Source organism: Actinopolymorpha sp. NPDC004070, from assembly GCF_040610475.1.
Classification (GTDB): domain Bacteria; phylum Actinomycetota; class Actinomycetes; order Propionibacteriales; family Actinopolymorphaceae; genus Actinopolymorpha.
Genome location: NZ_JBEXMJ010000003.1, coordinates 418,543 through 435,294 on the forward strand (window position 1 = coordinate 418,543; position 16,752 = coordinate 435,294).

14 protein-coding genes are annotated in these 16,752 nt (G+C 67.0%); 7 read left to right on the plus strand and 7 right to left on the minus strand.

All coding sequences use genetic code 11. From position 1 onward, the window contains the following. Positions 1 to 18: 18 nt before the first annotated feature. Positions 19 to 924, minus strand: a complete 906-nt coding sequence (locus ABZV93_RS08405; RefSeq protein WP_354932380.1) for an NAD(P)H-binding protein — start codon at positions 922 to 924, stop codon at positions 19 to 21. A 184-nt stretch (positions 925 to 1,108) separates the two neighbouring features. Between ABZV93_RS08405 and ABZV93_RS08410 the strand changes: the two genes are divergently transcribed. Then, positions 1,109 to 1,720, plus strand: coding sequence for a GPP34 family phosphoprotein (locus tag ABZV93_RS08410; protein ID WP_354932382.1), 612 nt, complete (start codon positions 1,109 to 1,111; stop codon positions 1,718 to 1,720). A 121-nt stretch (positions 1,721 to 1,841) separates the two neighbouring features. Here ABZV93_RS08410 and ABZV93_RS08415 read toward each other — a convergent pair whose 3' ends face one another. Next, positions 1,842 to 2,435: a dihydrofolate reductase family protein gene (locus ABZV93_RS08415; RefSeq protein ID WP_354932384.1), complete on the minus strand. Its 594-nt coding sequence runs from the start codon at positions 2,433 to 2,435 to the stop codon at positions 1,842 to 1,844. Positions 2,436 to 2,528: 93 nt separating this feature from the next. On the opposite strand from ABZV93_RS08415, the gene ABZV93_RS08420 reads away from it, so the two are divergent. Both ABZV93_RS08420 and ABZV93_RS08425 read left to right on the plus strand, forming a co-directional pair. Then, positions 2,529 to 2,981: a helix-turn-helix domain-containing protein gene (locus ABZV93_RS08420; protein WP_179789834.1), complete on the plus strand. Its 453-nt coding sequence runs from the start codon at positions 2,529 to 2,531 to the stop codon at positions 2,979 to 2,981. Positions 2,982 to 3,069: 88 nt separating this feature from the next. Then, positions 3,070 to 3,816, plus strand: a complete 747-nt coding sequence (locus tag ABZV93_RS08425) for a DUF429 domain-containing protein (protein ID WP_354932386.1) — start codon at positions 3,070 to 3,072, stop codon at positions 3,814 to 3,816. Between the two features lie 71 nt (positions 3,817 to 3,887). On the opposite strand, the gene ABZV93_RS08430 is transcribed toward ABZV93_RS08425, so the two are convergent. Beyond that, the gene (locus tag ABZV93_RS08430) at positions 3,888 to 5,006 is read right to left on the minus strand and encodes a PQQ-binding-like beta-propeller repeat protein (protein WP_354932388.1); all 1,119 of its coding nucleotides are present in this window, start codon (positions 5,004 to 5,006) and stop codon (positions 3,888 to 3,890) included. 466 nt (positions 5,007 to 5,472) lie between these two features. On the opposite strand from ABZV93_RS08430, the gene ABZV93_RS08435 reads away from it, so the two are divergent. Then, complete coding sequence (locus ABZV93_RS08435; protein WP_354932390.1) at positions 5,473 to 7,980, plus strand: serine/threonine-protein kinase; 2,508 nt, start codon at positions 5,473 to 5,475, stop codon at positions 7,978 to 7,980. Here the strand turns inward: ABZV93_RS08435 and ABZV93_RS08440 are convergent. Continuing rightward, positions 7,904 to 8,500: a hypothetical protein gene (locus ABZV93_RS08440; protein WP_354932392.1), complete on the minus strand. Its 597-nt coding sequence runs from the start codon at positions 8,498 to 8,500 to the stop codon at positions 7,904 to 7,906. The two genes, ABZV93_RS08435 and ABZV93_RS08440, sit on opposite strands and share 77 nt — an antisense overlap. A gap of 574 nt (positions 8,501 to 9,074) precedes the next feature. Here ABZV93_RS08440 and ABZV93_RS08445 point away from each other — a divergent pair. Then, the gene (locus ABZV93_RS08445) at positions 9,075 to 11,147 is read left to right on the plus strand and encodes a M12 family metallopeptidase (RefSeq protein WP_354932394.1); all 2,073 of its coding nucleotides are present in this window, start codon (positions 9,075 to 9,077) and stop codon (positions 11,145 to 11,147) included. A gap of 35 nt (positions 11,148 to 11,182) precedes the next feature. After that, entirely contained in the window at positions 11,183 to 11,554 is a 372-nt protein-coding gene (locus ABZV93_RS08450; protein WP_354932396.1) for a hypothetical protein, read from the plus strand. A gap of 118 nt (positions 11,555 to 11,672) precedes the next feature. Here the strand turns inward: ABZV93_RS08450 and ABZV93_RS08455 are convergent, their stop codons facing one another. The 3 genes from ABZV93_RS08455 to ABZV93_RS08465 form a co-directional block, all read right to left on the minus strand. Then, on the minus strand, positions 11,673 to 12,794 hold the full coding sequence (locus ABZV93_RS08455; protein WP_354932398.1) for a hypothetical protein: 1,122 nt from the start codon (positions 12,792 to 12,794) through the stop codon (positions 11,673 to 11,675). Between the two features lie 74 nt (positions 12,795 to 12,868). Further along, positions 12,869 to 13,738 (minus strand): sugar phosphate isomerase/epimerase, encoded by an 870-nt coding sequence (locus ABZV93_RS08460; protein ID WP_354932400.1) that lies wholly within the window; start codon positions 13,736 to 13,738, stop codon positions 12,869 to 12,871. Between the two features lie 91 nt (positions 13,739 to 13,829). Then, positions 13,830 to 14,345, minus strand: coding sequence for a nitroreductase family protein (locus ABZV93_RS08465; RefSeq protein WP_354932402.1), 516 nt, complete (start codon positions 14,343 to 14,345; stop codon positions 13,830 to 13,832). Between the two features lie 217 nt (positions 14,346 to 14,562). Between ABZV93_RS08465 and ABZV93_RS08470 the strand changes: the two genes are divergently transcribed. Beyond that, a complete protein-coding gene (locus ABZV93_RS08470; protein WP_354932404.1) occupies positions 14,563 to 16,746 on the plus strand; it encodes an ABC transporter substrate-binding protein in 2,184 nt (727 codons plus the stop codon). Positions 16,747 to 16,752: the final 6 nt, after the last annotated feature.

Here is a 16,752-nt window from a genome sequence, read left to right on the forward strand (position 1 = left end):
CTGGCGTACGCAAGTTGCTCAGCCCGCGTAGAGGTTCCTGTGTGCGACCACGAAAGCTTCGATGGATTGCGGCGGCACACCCGTCACGCGTTCCACGTCGGCGGACGCGCGGTCGTAACGGTTCTCCCGGTGCAGCCGGGCCATGGTGGCGATGTGCTGTTCGACGTGCGGCGGCAGGCCCAGGCTCGAGAGCACCTCACGCTCCCAGCGGTCAGGCGGTACGTCCGCATAGGAGACCGGGCGCCCCAGCGCCCGGGAGAACTCCTCAGCCACCTCCGTCATGTCGACCGTGCTCGGCCCGGTCAGCTCGTAGACGTGGCCGACGTGTGGAGCCGGGTTGCGGAGCACGGTGGCGACCACCCGGGCCACGTCCTCCACGGCGACCGGCGACGTACGCCCTGTGCCGAACGGCAGGGCGATCGTGCCGTTCTCCCTGATCGAACGGGCCGCCAGGCTGGTGAACAGGGGATTGTCGAGGAACGACGTCGGCCGGACGTGGACCACCGGCAGGCCCGACCAGTTGAACACCTGCTCCGCCAGCCACTGCAGCCGCTGCTGGTGGGATTCCGACGTACTGGTGGCGGTCATCTGCGACACGGTCATCTGTGAGAGGTCGACCAGGCCGTCCAACCGGCCATGCTCGCGGGCCACGGTCGCCACGACCGTCGCTGCCAGTAGATGGTCCGGCGACACGGGCATGGCGAAGTACATCCGCGCGACCCCATCGAGCGCGGCGGCGACGGTCTCGGGCTTGGTGAGATCACCGACGACGGCCTCCGCGCCCAGCGCACGCAGCCGGTCCGCGCGGTCGTCGTCGCGGCGGACCATGACGCGTACCGACACATTCTGCGCCCTCAGCAGGGAGAGGACAGCGGCGCCCACGTCTCCGGGGCCGGGGATGAGAACCAGCTCGCCGGCAACCATCGGTTGATCTCCTGTCGCCCACGTACGGACCTGATTTCGCTGTCAACCCAGCGTTGCAGGCACGTGACGGGCGTGCGGCGAGATCCTCGCTACGTGAGAAGATCGACTCCCGCTCGGCCTCGCCTTTGCGCGGTACGACCTGTTGAATGGCCAGAGCAAGCGTGTCGTTGGTCTGGAGCCGTCGATGACCACACCGCGGGACCTGCTGATCGTCGTCGTCGAGGTGATGCCCGATCAGCCTGTGGAGCAGGGAAACCTGTCGCTCGCGCTCGCCGGTGCGGAGCTGATCGACCTCCTGCAGGCACAAACCGTCAGGCTGGACGATGATCAGATCGTCCCCACGGGCAGGTCGGCACCAGGTGATCGCCTGTTGGAGAACGCTTCGTCGTCCCTTGCCCGACAAGCGCCCTATGAGTCGGTTGACAACTGGCTGTGGCGCAGGGGCCGGAACCTTTCCGCCACCTACGTGGCCGGACTGGAAGCCGAAGGGGAGTTCACCCGGCAACGTGGCCGCCACCGGAATCCGTTCAGGGCCGGCCAGCTGGTGTTGGCCGATTCGCCTGCCCGCAGCGATGCGGAGGCCCGCTGGGACTCCGACGAGCCCGTCCTCACCCGGCTCGCGGCAACCCTGGGGATCCACGGCCGGCAGGCGACGGAGGTGGCAGGTGCGGTCGACGACTCGGTGGCGGTGGTGCTGGCCGCTGTCGAGGATGCCGTACGCCAGTTGGAGTTCGAACGGCAGCGGCGAGCCATCGAAGAGGCGGCCTACGACAACGTCTGGCGAGACCCCCAATGAACAAGCCGGTCAGCCGATGCCGACGGTCTGGCGTTCGGGCTCGATCACTGCGACGACGCGCTCCTGCTCCCGGGGATACGGCGCCCCGGTTCGATGAGCGTTGGCCGTCCGGTGGCGAGGATCAACGGACCACCTCGTAGTGCAGGTGGGTGACGCCCGGTGCCGGGACAGCCTCGACCAGCCGGAGGCTCACGTGCTGGGAGAGTGACTGGAAGAACGGTCGGCCACCACCGAGCAGGACGGGGATCTGGTGCAGGATCAGCTCGTCGACGAGCCCGGCCGCCAGGGCGGCAGTCGTGACGCCGCCACCCATGAGGCCGACGTCCTTGCCACCGGCAGCGTCCTGCGCGGCCGCGACCGCGTCCTCGATCCCGGTGGTGACCACCGTCTGACGCTCGGGCAGCTCGGCGATCGGCCGATGGGTGAGTACGACCAGCGGCGCGGACGGGTGTGGCGTCCCGCCGTTGATCCACCCGGAGTCGTCGTAGGTGTTGCGGCCGGCGAGCGTGGCGCCGACGCGTCCGGCGGCGGCGTCGAAGACGCGCGCGCTGGCCGCGCTCAGCTTGAACCCGTCGAACACCTGGCTCGGAGTGTCGCCGTCGAAGTACCAGTCGAACAGCATCGTCGCGTCGCCGAGCCCGCGTCCGGCGCCGGGATCCCGTCCGGTGATGTATCCGTCGACCGACACCGACAGGGCGGCGATGACCTTGCTCATGGCGTACGTCCTTTCTGGGTTCCTTCAGGAGACTTTGAGGACCATAGCAGTGCTGAGTTCCCTGAGGGAACCCCGAAGGGTTAGATTGTCGGCATGCAACGGACGAACTTCGGCGAGATGGCGTGCTCGATCGCGCGCACCCTCGACGTCATCGGGGAGCCCTGGTCTCCGCTGGTGCTGCGTGACGTGTACGTCGGGTTCACCAGGTTCGAGCAGATCCAGGCCGACCTCGGGATCTCGCGGAAGGTCCTGACCGAGCGGCTGAACCACCTCGTCGACAACGGGATCCTCGAGCGCCGACCCTACGACGCGCGGCCGCGGTTCGAGTACGTCCTGACCGAGAAGGGTGCCGAACTCTTCGACCTGCTGATGGTCATGGTCGGCTGGGGCGACAAGTGGCTCGCCGGAAAGGCGGGGCCGCCGGTGCTCTACCGTCACCACGCGTGCGGGGAGATCAGCCACGTCGACCTGCGCTGCGCACACTGCGGCGAGCCCATGCACGCCGGCGACATCGACCTGCTTCCCGGACCGGGCGCGGCGACCTGACGCGATCGACTGTCGGTTTCACGACCGGTTGATGCCGGCCCGACCTGACGGTCGTCCCGCGCGCAAGGCGGGGATCTAGCATGGGCGGGTGCTCACTGTGGGGGTCGACCTGGCTGCCGAACCGGCGAAGACAGCCGTCGCCTGGATCGACTGGTCACCCGAGGGGGCTTCGGTCCGCCGGCTCGTGGTCGGTGCCGACGACGCCCTCGTACTCGAAGCACTTCGAGCCGCGGACAAGGCCGGGATCGACTGCCCCTTCGGCTGGCCGGAGCCGTTCGTCGAGTTCGTCAAGGCGCATCACGCCGGCGACGTGGCCGATCCCCGGGAGTTCGCCGGCCGGGACGGGCGCCGCCGGTTGGCGCTGCGGACGACCGACATCTTCACGTACGACACGACAGGGTTGTTGCCGCTGAGCGTCTCGGCGGACCGCATCGGGCACACCGCGATGCGATGCGCCGGGCTGCTCGCACACCTCGCGCAGGACGGGCAGTCGGTGGACCGCTCCGGGGCAGGGGCCGTGGTCGAGGTGTATCCGGCGGCGTCCCTGAAGAAGTGGGGCCTTCCCTCCCGCGGCTACAAGCGTGCCCGGAACGTCGACAATCTTCGGGCGTCGGTGGAGGCCCTCCTGGCCGCGGCGCCGTGGCTGCAGCTCGGCCAGTGGGAGGACGAGTGCCGGCGTTCGGACGACGCCTTCGACGCGGTGATCGCCGCCATGACCGCGCGTGCCGTCAGCCGGGGGCTGGTCGAGCCACTGCCCGAGAAGCACGCATCCGTTGCCAGGACCGAGGGCTGGATCGCCCTGCCGTCCACCTCGATCGACGCGCTCCACAACTAGGGTGCGCGTGCGAGACGGACGCCTGGCTCGTGTCTCCTGCATCGGGCCTGGCTGCGTGGGCGACGTGAGGACTAACGCGGCGGCGAGAAGCCGTGCAACTGGTCCCCGGCAACAACGTAGAGCGATCCGTCCGACCCGACCGCGAAGGAGGAGATCCCTGCCGGCCGGAGAGCATAGGTCCAGATCTTGTTGAGAAACAGATCGAACTGGTAGAAGCCGTTGGCGGCGGTGACGTAGACGCCAGTGGCCGTGACAAGTGGCGACGAGGCGACAGGTGCCGCAACGCTGACCTTCCTCGTCAGCTTGCCGTTCGAATCGACCATCGCGACGTGACCGTCGCGCGTCGTGACGTAGATCTGGCGCAGGAACGATGCCGGCGTGCCGACGATCGGTGTCTCGAGATCGGGCCAAGGCTTCAGGAACTCGCCCGTCAACGGGTCCAGCAACTTGAGTTCACCGTCGCTGCAGCCCATCGCCAGCAGGCCGTTGGGGAGTACGGCAGGTGGGGTCAGACGCGGGAAACCGTCGCGGGATGGGTACTTCATCCACAGCTGTGTCAGGGGATTGCGTCCGTGACCCCATTGGAACGCCGCGACGGTAGCGATGCCGTCGGTCACTATCACAATCGGGAGGTCGGCGGCGGCTCCGTCGATGGCCGCACACGTCGGCTCCCACAGATGCTGCGTCCTTGGCAACGAGGCTCTTGCGGCCGTGGTGTCGCCATGGTCCACGGGCCGCTCGTGGCTCCTCTCCGCCATCTCGGTGTCCTGGCAGCCCTCATGCGTCGCCGGCAGAACCCGTGACAACCCACCGCCACCTCCAGCCGTGAAGATGAAGGTGGTGCTGTACCACACATTCGCGAGCACCAGGCCGTCCTGGTTGAAGGCGATCAGCAACGTCCACTGGCGATCAAGTGGGAAGTTCAGATAGGCCAGGTTGAGGAACACCAGGGCGCCACCGTCGGAGAGATTCCACACCTTCGGCGAGCCGAACAGGAGGGTCCGGTGATCGGGATCGTCGGCGGGGCCCTGCGGCGTCCAGCGCCAGCGTTCGTTTCCGTCGCGGTCGAAACAGACGAGGACGCTCTCCATGAAGTTGGAGAACAGCGAGTAGACGCGGCCGGCATCGTCGATGGCGGGCGTGGATCCCCACTGCTCGCTGGTTCCCCCGGACCTGCTCCAAAGTTCCACGCCGTTCAGGGCACGGTACTTTCGCAGCTGTCCGACGCCATCGGCGAGATATATCGAATTATCGAGTGGGTCGATGATCGGAGATCCACCACCGGGAGACGGCGTACTGCGGCGCCATCGATGATCTGAGAAACCGCCCGTTCGTACGGCGGCGTACCCGCTGTTGGCCGAGTCCCCCTGGAACTCGGTCCAGGTAGTGCGAAACGGTTTCATGGACGCCACCAGCGCGCTCGTTGCGATTCACAGATGGAGACATCGAGCAGTTCGTTCGTATCGATGCTACTCCTCATGTTTCGCCAGTCCAGTGGTCCTTCCGGGCGGACTCTCGACCTACGCGCCGGATCTGCGTCCGTCGTGCCTTCATGCGGCTCGCGACGACTGTTGACGCTGCCGTTAGCATGATGGTCTTCGCGGATACTGTGATCAACGAGTCGACATCCCGAACCTTGTTGGGGGAGGTTCGACGGTGGGGAGCACGTTGTCGTCGCCCGACCAGCATGGTGGCCAGGGCGTCCCTTCCGGCGCCGCGACCGAAGAACGCTTCGCCACCGTCCTTCTTCTCCTCGTCCCGGATCAGAGCGCGAGCCGTGCGGCGGAGTCCGAGTTGACCGCCTGGAGCGACCGTGACTGGAAACGGTTGCTCATGGACCTACCGACCGACGCGTCCAGTTTCCTCGTCCGGTTCGAACGCCCGTGGGACGCCGTCATCGAGGACCTCCACCAGTGGTGGACGGCGGCCAGACACCGAAGGGTGCGGTCGGACGAGGACCCGAGCTCGGTGCTCGGCTACGTCGGGTTCACGTTGCTGACACTGGTGTCACTGCGTCACTCCGACGAGGTCCGGCATGGTCGTACGCAGGCAGACACGGCTGCACTGCCGTCAACCCACGATTGCGAAGGCATCTGCAGGCCCCTGGTCGCCGAGCCCGTCGTGCGCGCGGCGATCCGTACGCTGTACGGCCCGCAAGCAGGGCTTGGCGATGACCAGGCCCTCAGTCGAACGGCAACGAACGAGCGGCCGGCCTGGAAGGAGTGGGAGAAGGCCAGGTTCGACGAACTCACCTTCCATCGGCACGGCACGACGTCGTTCATTCTCACCGGGACCGCGGAGGAGGTTCACGGCCGGGCCAGCACGTACGCCCTGAAGTGCCTGCTCCACCCCTTCCTGCGTTCGGCGAGCGTGGTCCGGTCGACCGACGACTACATGGCTGAGTACGGCCAGCCCACCGAGAAGTTGAAGCACGTGGTGCGGGTGTGGGCCAGTAGTCCGAACTGGATCCTGATGGACTTCGTGGAGGGGGAGACACTGGCCGAACACCTGGCGCGCCGTGCGGACGAAGCGCCCGCGGCCCGGCAGTCGAGTCTTCTTCGAGTGATGCCGAAGCGCTTCCGCGACCGGATGCTGCGCCGGCGAAGGGCGTCGGAGGAACGCGTGGTCCGGGTCGACCTGCTCGAGGAGGTCGGCCGGGCGCTCCTGGCGGCGTTGGCCGACTTGGAGCGAGTCGATCTGCGGCACTGCGACCTGTCACCCTCGAACATCATCGTGAACGCGGACAGCGGTGAATACGTTCTGATCGACCTCGGTGTCAACTATCTCTACGTGCACGCGGTCGCCGGTCAGGGTGGTCCGGACGCCGGGTACGTCGCTCCCGAGGTGCGCCGCAGCGGCAGTGGTGCGTACACCTCCGACCTCTTCTCCCTCGGTCAGCTTCTCGTCACCGCCGCCGCGCCGAAGCGTCACCAGGACGGTTTCGTCCCGGATTCGTTGTACGCGGAGACCCCGATCCTGGCGAGGTTCATCGAGGATCTCGTCGACGGCGAGCCGACGCATCGGCTGTCGCTCTTCCGGCCCGATCCGGCCGAGCCGTTGTACCCACAACTGCGCACCCTGCTGGACGAGGAACTCGCCGGCGTCCAGGCGGCACGAAACGATCGTTCGACTGCGCCGGGCCTGCTGGCCGATCTGGTCGGCTTGTTCAGGCCGCTGTCGGGTGCGCCGGGAAGCCAGTGGCGGTTGTGGAAGGTCCGTAGGCGCCAGGGCCTGTATCGGGATCCGTCCCGTGGGATGCACGTACGCTGGCTTCTCTTCTGGGCCTGGTTGTCGGGCGCGGCCTGGTACGTCGCGGCGACGATCGTGCTGTGGTGGTGGGCGCGGGACCTCGGCTGGGACTGGGGCAACCAGGCGGTCACCGCGCTGAGCCGACTCAGTGGTGCGTCGCCGGACACCTTTCCGTACCTCGACGACTTACGACAGCCGGACTACCGCGTCCCCGACCTGGTGGCCAACCTGCCGGCCCGGATGGTGTGCCTGAGCTTCCTGCTGGTCTGCGCGCGCTACTACCAGAACCTGTTCGCAGGTCTCACCCCGCTGGTGACGGGCCTTGGACAGGGCCGGCTGAGCAGGCTCGCGGTCCTTGCCGAAGTGCACATGCGGCTGGCCACTGTCGTGGGGCTCGTGCTCGTCGTGCCGACCACCTTGGTTCAGCAGGCGTGGTGGCCGGTGTGTACGACGATCGGGATGGTCGTCACGTCACTGTGCAACTGGACGTGTCGCAGGTTCGCACAGACGGCTGTGGCCGAGGCGCGGAAGGCGGGACTGTCCACGGTGCCGTCGGGGCGGATCGCCGAGTTGGAGGAGTTCTGCCGCTGGGCGCCGTCGTCGACGTTCTACACGTTCACCGTGGCGGTCATCCTGGTGTGTATGCACCTTGGTGTCGCCACCGACCTGCCCGTCTACGCGGCGGGCGTCACGTTGACGAACGCGGTCCTCTTCTACGGCATCAAGTGCAGTGGCAACAGCGCCGCCGACGTCCGCGCGGCGCTGGGCAGGGCATGCCTGGCGGCCGAACGGCTGCGACACACGCGGCACCTTGTGAGCTCCGGCCCAGCTGATGCGGCTACGTCTGGTCCGCTTTCTTCGCCATCGCGTTCGCCAGAATACCGAGCCCGACCGCAAGGAACAGACCTGTCATGACCCGGCCGAACGAGCTGAACCCGAATGGAAAGGCGTCGAAGGCGGTATTCGGCTGAATCATCGTCCAGGCGACGAAGGCGCCCACAGGAATTGCCGCCCGCACCCAGTTCTGCCAGCCCGAAACCTCTTTTACCGAGAGCAGGTACAGCCCGGCCGCCAGCACCATGAGCACCAGATAGACAACCATCATCTGGTGTGGGTAGGTAATGCGGGTAACGGAGTCACCTCCACTGCCCGTGGTCGTTGAGCCGTAGCTCATCGCCACGCCATGCAGAGCAAGTACCTCGGCAGGCACCAGTGCGGCCACCGCGTCCTGCCATCGGCCAACCTGTTCCAGGGGCAGTGATTCCTGGCCGCCCTGCGCCTTGCCGGGTTCGTCCTGCACCTGGCCGGCCGTAGGTGCCGCCTGCCGCACACTCTTCGCGGCCTGCGTGGCCGGTTCGCTCGCGTACGCGAGCGAAGCTGTGCTGGGCGCAGCAAGTCTGCGCCGGGTGATGGCTCCGTACAGAAGAGAACTCATGGGGACTCCGTTCCGCGGGCCGTGTACCGCCGGTTGTATCCGTGCGGCAGGAGAAGCCCGGGAGTCGCTTGCGTTCAAAGTCTTGCCGTGAGCATGGAGCGACGGGCGGAGGGCGTCAAGAGCCAAGGTGGTCGACGCGCGACCCCCCGGCCGACGTCCGTTCGCTCGCCCACCAGGTCACGGCAAGAGGTCACGGGCACAGGGTGCGCAAGCAGGACTTGACGGTCCATGACCAGAGCTCCGGGCTGCCGGCCACGGCATGACCCCAGTCCAGTCGCACTGTGATCGCTTCGTGATCAACAGGAGTCTTGTGGGGAGTGGATCATGGGTTGATGCTTGCGTGCAATCGAGCTGCCGGCACTGCTCCTGGCGACGTTCGCAGTGCATCGCAGCTCGCTGGGGGGAGTTGTGGGGTGGCGATTCTCATAGGCGCACTCTCGATTGTCTGCGACCACGCCTTCGTTGGTTCGTCACCGCCCGAGCAGGCCTGCACGCCCTCTGGGTGAGCGTAACGCGCTGCCTTCTTCCACGGCCGGACACAGCCTCAACAAAGTCCCGAAAACAGGAGCCGATCATGGTCCCACCTACCGAAGACAGGAACGCAACCGACGACGCGATCGATGTCCCTTCCGCCGAGAGGACCGTCGAGACCCAGCCCGCGGGCGAACTCGCCGAGGGCCGGGGCGACGTCCGGACCGGGCTGATCACACGAATGGGACTGATCGACGTCCCCGTCCAGTTCGAGGTACGGGACGGCCTGGCGATCTTCGAAGGCGACATCATCCTCGGCACGGTCGAGGAGCTCGAGAACGGCGTCAGCGCCGCGGCCGAGTCGGCGCGCGACTTCACGAAGGGACTGCACGCCGGGGTGAGGCCCGGAACCGTCGTCGACGTCGTTCCCCCGGAGAACGACGAGTCGCTGCTCGCAGGTGCCGTCATCATTCCGGGGGCAAACTTCCGCTGGCCGCTGGGGCGGATCCCGTTCGAGGCCGCCGGCAACCTGACCCAAACCGCTCGCGACGCGCTGAACCGTGCCGTGGACCACTGGCACGATCGCACCCGGCTGTCCTTCAGAGCTCGACGGGCAGGGGACCCCGCGTGGCTCACCTGTCAGGACTCCACCGAGTGCAGCTCCGCGGTCGGCCGGCGGGGCGGTCAACAGACCGTCAACCTGTCCGCCGGCTGCGGGTTCGGCGCCACCGTGCACGAGCTCGGGCATGCGGTCGGCCTGTGGCACGAGCAGTCCCGCGAGGACCGCGACCAGTTCGTCCGGGTCAACTGGGCCAACATCCAGTCCGGCAAGGCACACAACTTCGACCAGCACATCAACGACGGCGATGACGTCGGAGGGTACGACTACGGCTCGATCATGCACTACGGCGCCACGGCGTTCGGCATCGTCGATCCGGACGGCAGGACGCGGGTGACGCTCGAAGCGCTCCGGCCGATGCCCCCGGGCGTCATCATGGGTCAGCGGGCCGGGCTCAGTGTCGGGGACCGGGCCGCGGTCGCGGTGATGTATCCGAACCTGTATCCCAACTCACGCAATGCCTGGGTGGGAAGGTTCGTACCGGGCGTGGCGAACAGCCTGCTGTACTACGCGCCCGCCCAGCAGGTCTGGTACCTCGGAACCACGACCGGGGGTGCGTTGTCGTTCACCCGGGTCGGTGACACTTCCGGCTTCGGCAACCTCGACGACGGTCGCCCCATCTGGATCGGCGACTTCACCGGCAACGGGACCACCGACGTGATGTTCTACTACCCGGGCGACGACAACTGGTGGCTGGGCGAGATGTCGGGTGGCCAGCTCCAGTGGCGGCTGGTGGGGAACACCGCCGGCTTCGGGCACGCGATCAACGACGGCCGGCCGTTCTGGACCGGCGACTTCACCGGCAACGGCTCGACCGACGTGTTGTTCTACTACCCGGGCGACGACAACTGGTGGCTGGGCGAGATGTCCGGCGGCCAGCTGCGGTGGCGGTTCGTGGGCAACACCCGCGGTTTCGGGCACGCGATCAACGACGGCAGGCCGTTCTGGGTGGGGGACTTCACCGGCGACGGGTCGACCGACGTGATGTTCTACTACCCCGGCGACGACAACTGGTGGCTCGGCACCATGTCGGCCGGTGGGCTCGGATGGTCCCTGGTCGGAAACACCAGAGGGTTCGGGCACGCGATCAACGACGGCCGGCCGTTCTGGACCGGTGACTTCACCGGTAACCGGTCGACCGACGTGATGTTCTACTACCCCGGCGACGACAACTGGTGGCTGGGCGAGATGTCGGGCGGGCAGCTGCGGTGGCGATTTGTTGGCAACACCCGCGGCTTCGGCCACGCGATCAACGACGGCCGGCCGTTCTGGACCGGTGACTTCACCGGAACTGGCGCGACCGACATCATGTTCTACTTCCCGGGCGACGACAACTGGTGGCTCGGGCGGATGGACACCGGCTCACTGACCTGGAACCTCGCGGGCAACACGCGCGGCTTCGGGCACGCCATCAACGACGGCCGGCCGTACTGGATCGGCGACTTCACCGGCGACGGGAAGGCGGATGTCCTTTTCCACTACCGCGGTGACCTGAACTGGTGGCGCGGCGCGGTCGGATCGGGACAGTTCGCATGGACGCTGGCAGCGACCTGGTGACACACTGACGAGTGAGCGGGGACAGACGTGGACCGATGAGTCGGGGGGCGGGCGTGAAGGTGGCGTGCTTCGTGGTGCTGCCGCCGGACGCGCTCGCCACCCCGTCCGAGGAGCCGGTGACGGTCCGCGTGTCCATCCAGGACGTGACCATGGCCGACGAGTCGTCCGTCGCGGTGGCCCAGACGGTGGCCGAAGCGCACGATCGAACCGATGTGGAGGGCCCGTACGTCGTCGAGGCCGACCTGAGACCCGGACGGCAGTACGCGGTGTATGCGCACGTGAGCCGTTCGGGGGACCTGGCGCCCGCTTCCGGGGACTTCATCAACACCGAACGGGTTCCGTTGCCGACCGGCTCGACGGGCAGCATCGCGTTCCATGTCGAGATTCCCGTACGCCGGATCGACTGACGCAACCCAACCTTGCGTCCGGCCGACGGTGGGGTCTCGCCGCCCTGCCGGAGAACGTGGCGGCCGCGGAAACCCTGCCTGAACAGGGGTCCCGCGGCCGGCGCACGGACTCCGTCCGTCACTTCAGGGCAACGTAGTCACCGGCCGCCGAGACGGACGCGACGGTGGAACTGCCTGCGTAGGACCACCGCCAGTAGCCGGTGGCGCCGGCCGTCGTGGTCGTCTTCAGGTAGCCGTTCGCGTCGGTGTAGGCGGTCCTGACCGTGCCGTAGGTGCTGCTGCCTGCCTTGCGGAACTGCAACTTCACCGGCTGGCTCGCGTAGCCGACGAACGTCGTGGCGTCGTCGGTGGTCGCGCGGGTCAGCCGCCCGGTCACTGTGAGCTTGCCACCCTTGGCGACCGGCTCCGGGGAGGCGTTCACGCTGAGCTTCGCGACCTTGTAGAGGATGACGCTGTCCCCGGCGGAGACCGAGCCCGCGGTCGTGCTGCTTCCGCCGAACGACCACCGCCAGGTCCCCGACGTGGTGGCGGTGACGGTCGTCTTCACCGTGCCGTCCGTGGCGGAGTTGATCGTCTTGACGGTGGCGTACGAGGTGGCTCCGGCCTTCCTGAACTGCAGCCGCACCGGCTGGCCGCCGTAGCCGACAGAGATCTTGTCGCCGTTGACGTCCCAGGCGTTCCAGTTGGGCTGGGTGAGGCGGCCGGTGACGGTGAGGGTGGCGTTCTTCCGGACGGGTTCGGGGGTGGCGTTCGCCGTCGCCAGCCTGGTCTCCTTCAGCAGGAGGACGTTGTCGGCGGGATCGCTGTAGAGGTTGTACTGAACGCCGTCGTAGGTGTAGCCGCTCATCCGCAGCTGGACCGGGCGGCCGGCGGAGGAGTTGTCCAGGCTGTACTGGGCGATGATCGCCGTGCCGGTGCAGGTCAGCGTGGTGGCGGTGCGCGGCACGCAGGTCATGTTCGCGCTGTCCGGTCCCTCCAGGTACTGGAAGAAGAGGCCGCCGAAGCTGCGGAGATGGGCGTCGACCGTGCCCAGCCCTCCGGAGTCCTCGGAGATCTCGACGGTGACCGGGACTGTGCGGGTGATCGAGCCGCTGGTCCCCATCACGATCGGCTTGCCGTTGTTGATCGTGGTGCTGGTGATCTTGGTGTCGTAGTACTCGGCGTTGGCCGGTGACGACAGCGCCAGACAACCGGCGACCGCCCCGGCCGCAAGCAGGGCGGCGTTGCGCACAGATTTCAAGGATCCCCCTGGAGCAGAACATCACCGCCACATGCGGTGCGCGCATCCTGCCACACCCCTCGGTAAGGGTGCACTCAGTCCCAGGAGATGCCCGCGTAGCGGTCGAACTCTTCACGGCTGCGCTTCACCGAGTCGAGCTCGTCGAGCTGGGTGTGGTCCTGTTCCAGCAGCAGGTACTCGAAGTTCGGGCACTTTCCGGCAGCGTCGATGATCGCCTGGATGGGCATCACGCCCGTACCGATCTCGGTGAAGCAGAGCGGGTCCTTCGTCTCCAGGAACGACTCGATCGTGATCTCGACGTTCTTGTCGACGGGCCCGTCGAACATCACCACGGGCTGGGGTGCGTCGCGAGGGAAGTCCTTCTGGTGAAGGAGAACCAGCCGATCGCTGTACTTCTCGATCATCGCGACCGGGTCCTGTCCGCCGCGCATCATCCAGTAGGTGTCCATCTCCACGAACACGAGTTCCGGGTCGGTGTTGGCCATGACGAGGTCGTAGACCGTACGACCGTCGACGAGCTGAAACTCCTGATAGTGGTTGTGGTAGTAGAACCGCATCCCTCGTTCGCGGCACAGCTCCCCGACGTGGTTGAAGAACTCCGCGCGGCGCAGCACGTAGTCCAGATCGCCGTACGGATAGAACTCGATGTCGCAGCCGATCTGGGTGTTGCCGAGCTCGCGGTGGTAGTCGAGGATCGCCGGCAGGCGCTGCGGGTCCAGGGGATTGACGTGGCAGCCGACCACCTGCATGCCGAGCCGGTCCAAGGTGGTGCGAAGCTCCTTGGCCGGGACGCCGAACCCGATTCCGTCGTCGGTGCCGGCGTTGTGGTTCGCTCCCTCGAAGTTCCGGTAGCCGAGTTCGGCCAGCCGTTCCAGAGTCCCGTAGGTGTCCCGGGCCATGGACTGCCTGACGGAGTACAGCTGAATGCCCACTCTCACCGACACGCTCGTCACCTCCGCGTGGATCGCTTCGTTGGTGCGTGCGCTCGCAACGCTACAAGGGCCGGCGTAGGTGGAGCTACAGGTCGGGCCGGGGCTACCAGGTGCCGCGGTGGACGACCTCGTCGAAGGGGCGACGGTTCGGCCTGGTGATCGGCCGCAGCGGCCGGTCGGCCGGATATCCGACGCCGAGCAGGTAGGCGACGAGGTGGTCGTCCGGTACGCCGAGGATGCCGCGTGCCTTGTCCTGGTCGCTGACCGAGGAGTGACCGGTGCCGATGCCCAGGTCGGCGGCGGCGAGCGCCATGGCGTAGGTGGCCTGGCCCAGGTCGTACTGGTCGATCTGGCTGTTCCGGTCGTCGGGTGGTTGGGGAAGGACCAGGGCGATCGCGGCGGGGGCGTCGGCGATGTGACGCGCGCCCTGCCACACCGTCGAGAGCTCGGCGAGCTGGTCGCGGTCGGTCACGATCACGAAGTCCCAGTGCTGGCGGTTGGACGCGGACGGCGCCCGCCGGGCAGCCTCCACGATCCGGTCCAGGTCGGCGTCGCTGACCGGATCAGGACGGTAGGAACGAACGTTGCGGCGGGCTCTGATCGCGTCCCACGTTTCCATGCCGTACGACCTCCTGAGGGAATGGTCCGACGATTGACACATACGATCAGCCAGTCGTACTTTACCGATCTGGTCGTCGCGCTTCTCGACGGAAATGAAACGCGCCCGCTTCGTGTCGAGAGGAAAGCGCTTCCCTTTTCGACGGGGCCGGGGAGAGCCACCGCGCCGACAAACCGGCCTGCCCATCCATGCCGATGGGGAGAGAAGGGAAGACGCGATGAACCAGTCGAACGAGTCGAACCAGTCCCAGGGACCGTCCCGCCGCTCGTTGCTCTACGGAGCCGCCGTCATGGCCGGCTCCGCGATGTTGGCGGGGTGCAGTGGCGACGGCGGCACGAAGTCGTCCGAGGGTGACAACGGCAAGTCCGGCGGAGGGTCGGGCAAGAGCCAGAGCCCGTCGAACGCGAAGGGTTCGGCGACCAAGCCACTGACGCCGCCCTCCACCCTGCACGAGGCGCCGAGCCTGGCCGCACTGGTCAAGGCGGGCAAGCTTCCCGCGCTCAAGGACCGCCTGCCCGACCACCCCTACGTCCTGCCGCACAACTGGGTGACCCCCGGCAAGTACGGCGGTCAGCTCAACCTCGTCGACATGACGACGGCGGGTGGCACCTACGGCTCGGTCCGCGAGCACATGTACGGCTTCTCGCCGCTGCGCTGGCTCAACGACGGCCAGGACGTCGGGCCCGGCCTGGCGGAGAGCTTCGAGTCCAACGCCGAAGCCACCCAGTGGACGTTCCACTTCCGCAAGGGGCTGAAGTGGTCCGACGGCCAGCCGTGGACAACCGCCGACGTGATGTTCTGGTGGGAGGACTGGACCCTCTACCCGGGTACCGGCCAGGTGCCGCCGGACGAGCTACGGTCGGGCAGCGGCAAGGTCGCGAAGCTCGAGGCGCCGGACGCGCAGACCCTGGTCGTCACCTTCGACAAGCCTGCTCCGATGCTCGCCCAGCAGATGGCCGCTTACGCCAACGGCGGCGACGGTGGAAACGGCCGGATCTGGTCGATGCCGAAGCACTACCTCAAGCAGTACCACCCCAAGTACACCCCAAGCGTCGGTGAGGACTGGGCCTCCGCGGGTGGTGACTTCGTCAAGCGCTACCTGTTCGCCACGAACCCCGACTGTCCGACGATGACCGGCTGGAAGCTGAAGAGCCTCAAAGAGGGGAGCTCCATGGTGTGGGAGCGCAACCCCTACTACTACGAGGTCGACAAGGAAGGGAACCAGCTTCCCTACGTGGACGAGGTTCGGGTCACCCTCACCTCCGACCAGCAGGTCGCGCTGCTCCAGATCCAGACCGGCAAGATCGACTTCGCCCACTGTTCGTTCATGGGCATCGGTCTCGGTGAGTACGCCGGCATCAAGAGCTCCTCGGCCAAGGCCAACACGAGCATCCAGCTGTGGAACAGCGGGTCGGGCACCGGGCAGATGTTCTTCCTCAACTACGACTACCAGGACCCGAAGCTGCGCAAGCTCTTCCGCGAGCCGAAGTTCCGGCAGGCACTCTCCCACGCCGTGGATCGGTCGAAGATCCAGAAGGCCATCTACTTCAACCAGGGCACGCCCACCACCGGCACCGCGAGCCCGGCGTCGACGGAGTTCAACGCCGACCAGCAGGGCAAGCAGGACTACCAGAAGTGGCGCAGCAGCTATCTGAAGTACGACCCCGCGAAGGCCAAGCAGCTGCTGGACGAGCTGAACGTCAAGGACACCGACGGCGACGGGTGGCGGGAGCTGCCCGACGGTTCCAAGCTGGCGCTGGAGATCGACTTTCCCGCCGACGAGGGACCGGACGCCAAGAAGGTCGACGCGTACATGGAGAACGACTGGAAGGCGGTCGGCCTGAACGTCAAGCGGGTCCCGATCCCGCCGAACTCCTTCGACGACCAGTGGACCTCCGGAAAGCTGATGGGCCACACGAACTGGGAAGTGTCCAACGTCGGCAGCAACCTCGTCCAGCCGTACTGGATCGTGCCGATCGAGAGCTCTCGCTGGGCGCCGCTGGAAGGCCAGTACTACGCCGTGCGGGGCTCGGACCTGGAGACCAAGGAACGAGACGTCGACCCCTACAAGCGCCACCCTCCGCGGATGGAGCCGGAGAAGGGCGGGCCGATCGAGCGGATGTGGAAGTTCTACGACCAGGCGAAGGTCGAGCCGGACCCGGTCAAACGGAGCAGCCTGATCTGGCAACTGCTCAAGATCCACATCAACGAGGGGCCGTTCTTCCAGGGCAGTGTCGGCAACTATCCGGTGATGGAGGTCCACAAGAAGGACCTGCACAACGTGCCTACGCACGACAACCTCGCGTTCGGCGGCCTGACCGGCCCCTGGGGCCACCCGACTCCCGCGGTGTACGACCCGGAGTGCTTCTACTGGGAGGACCCCGGCAAGCACAACGTCTGACGGCCG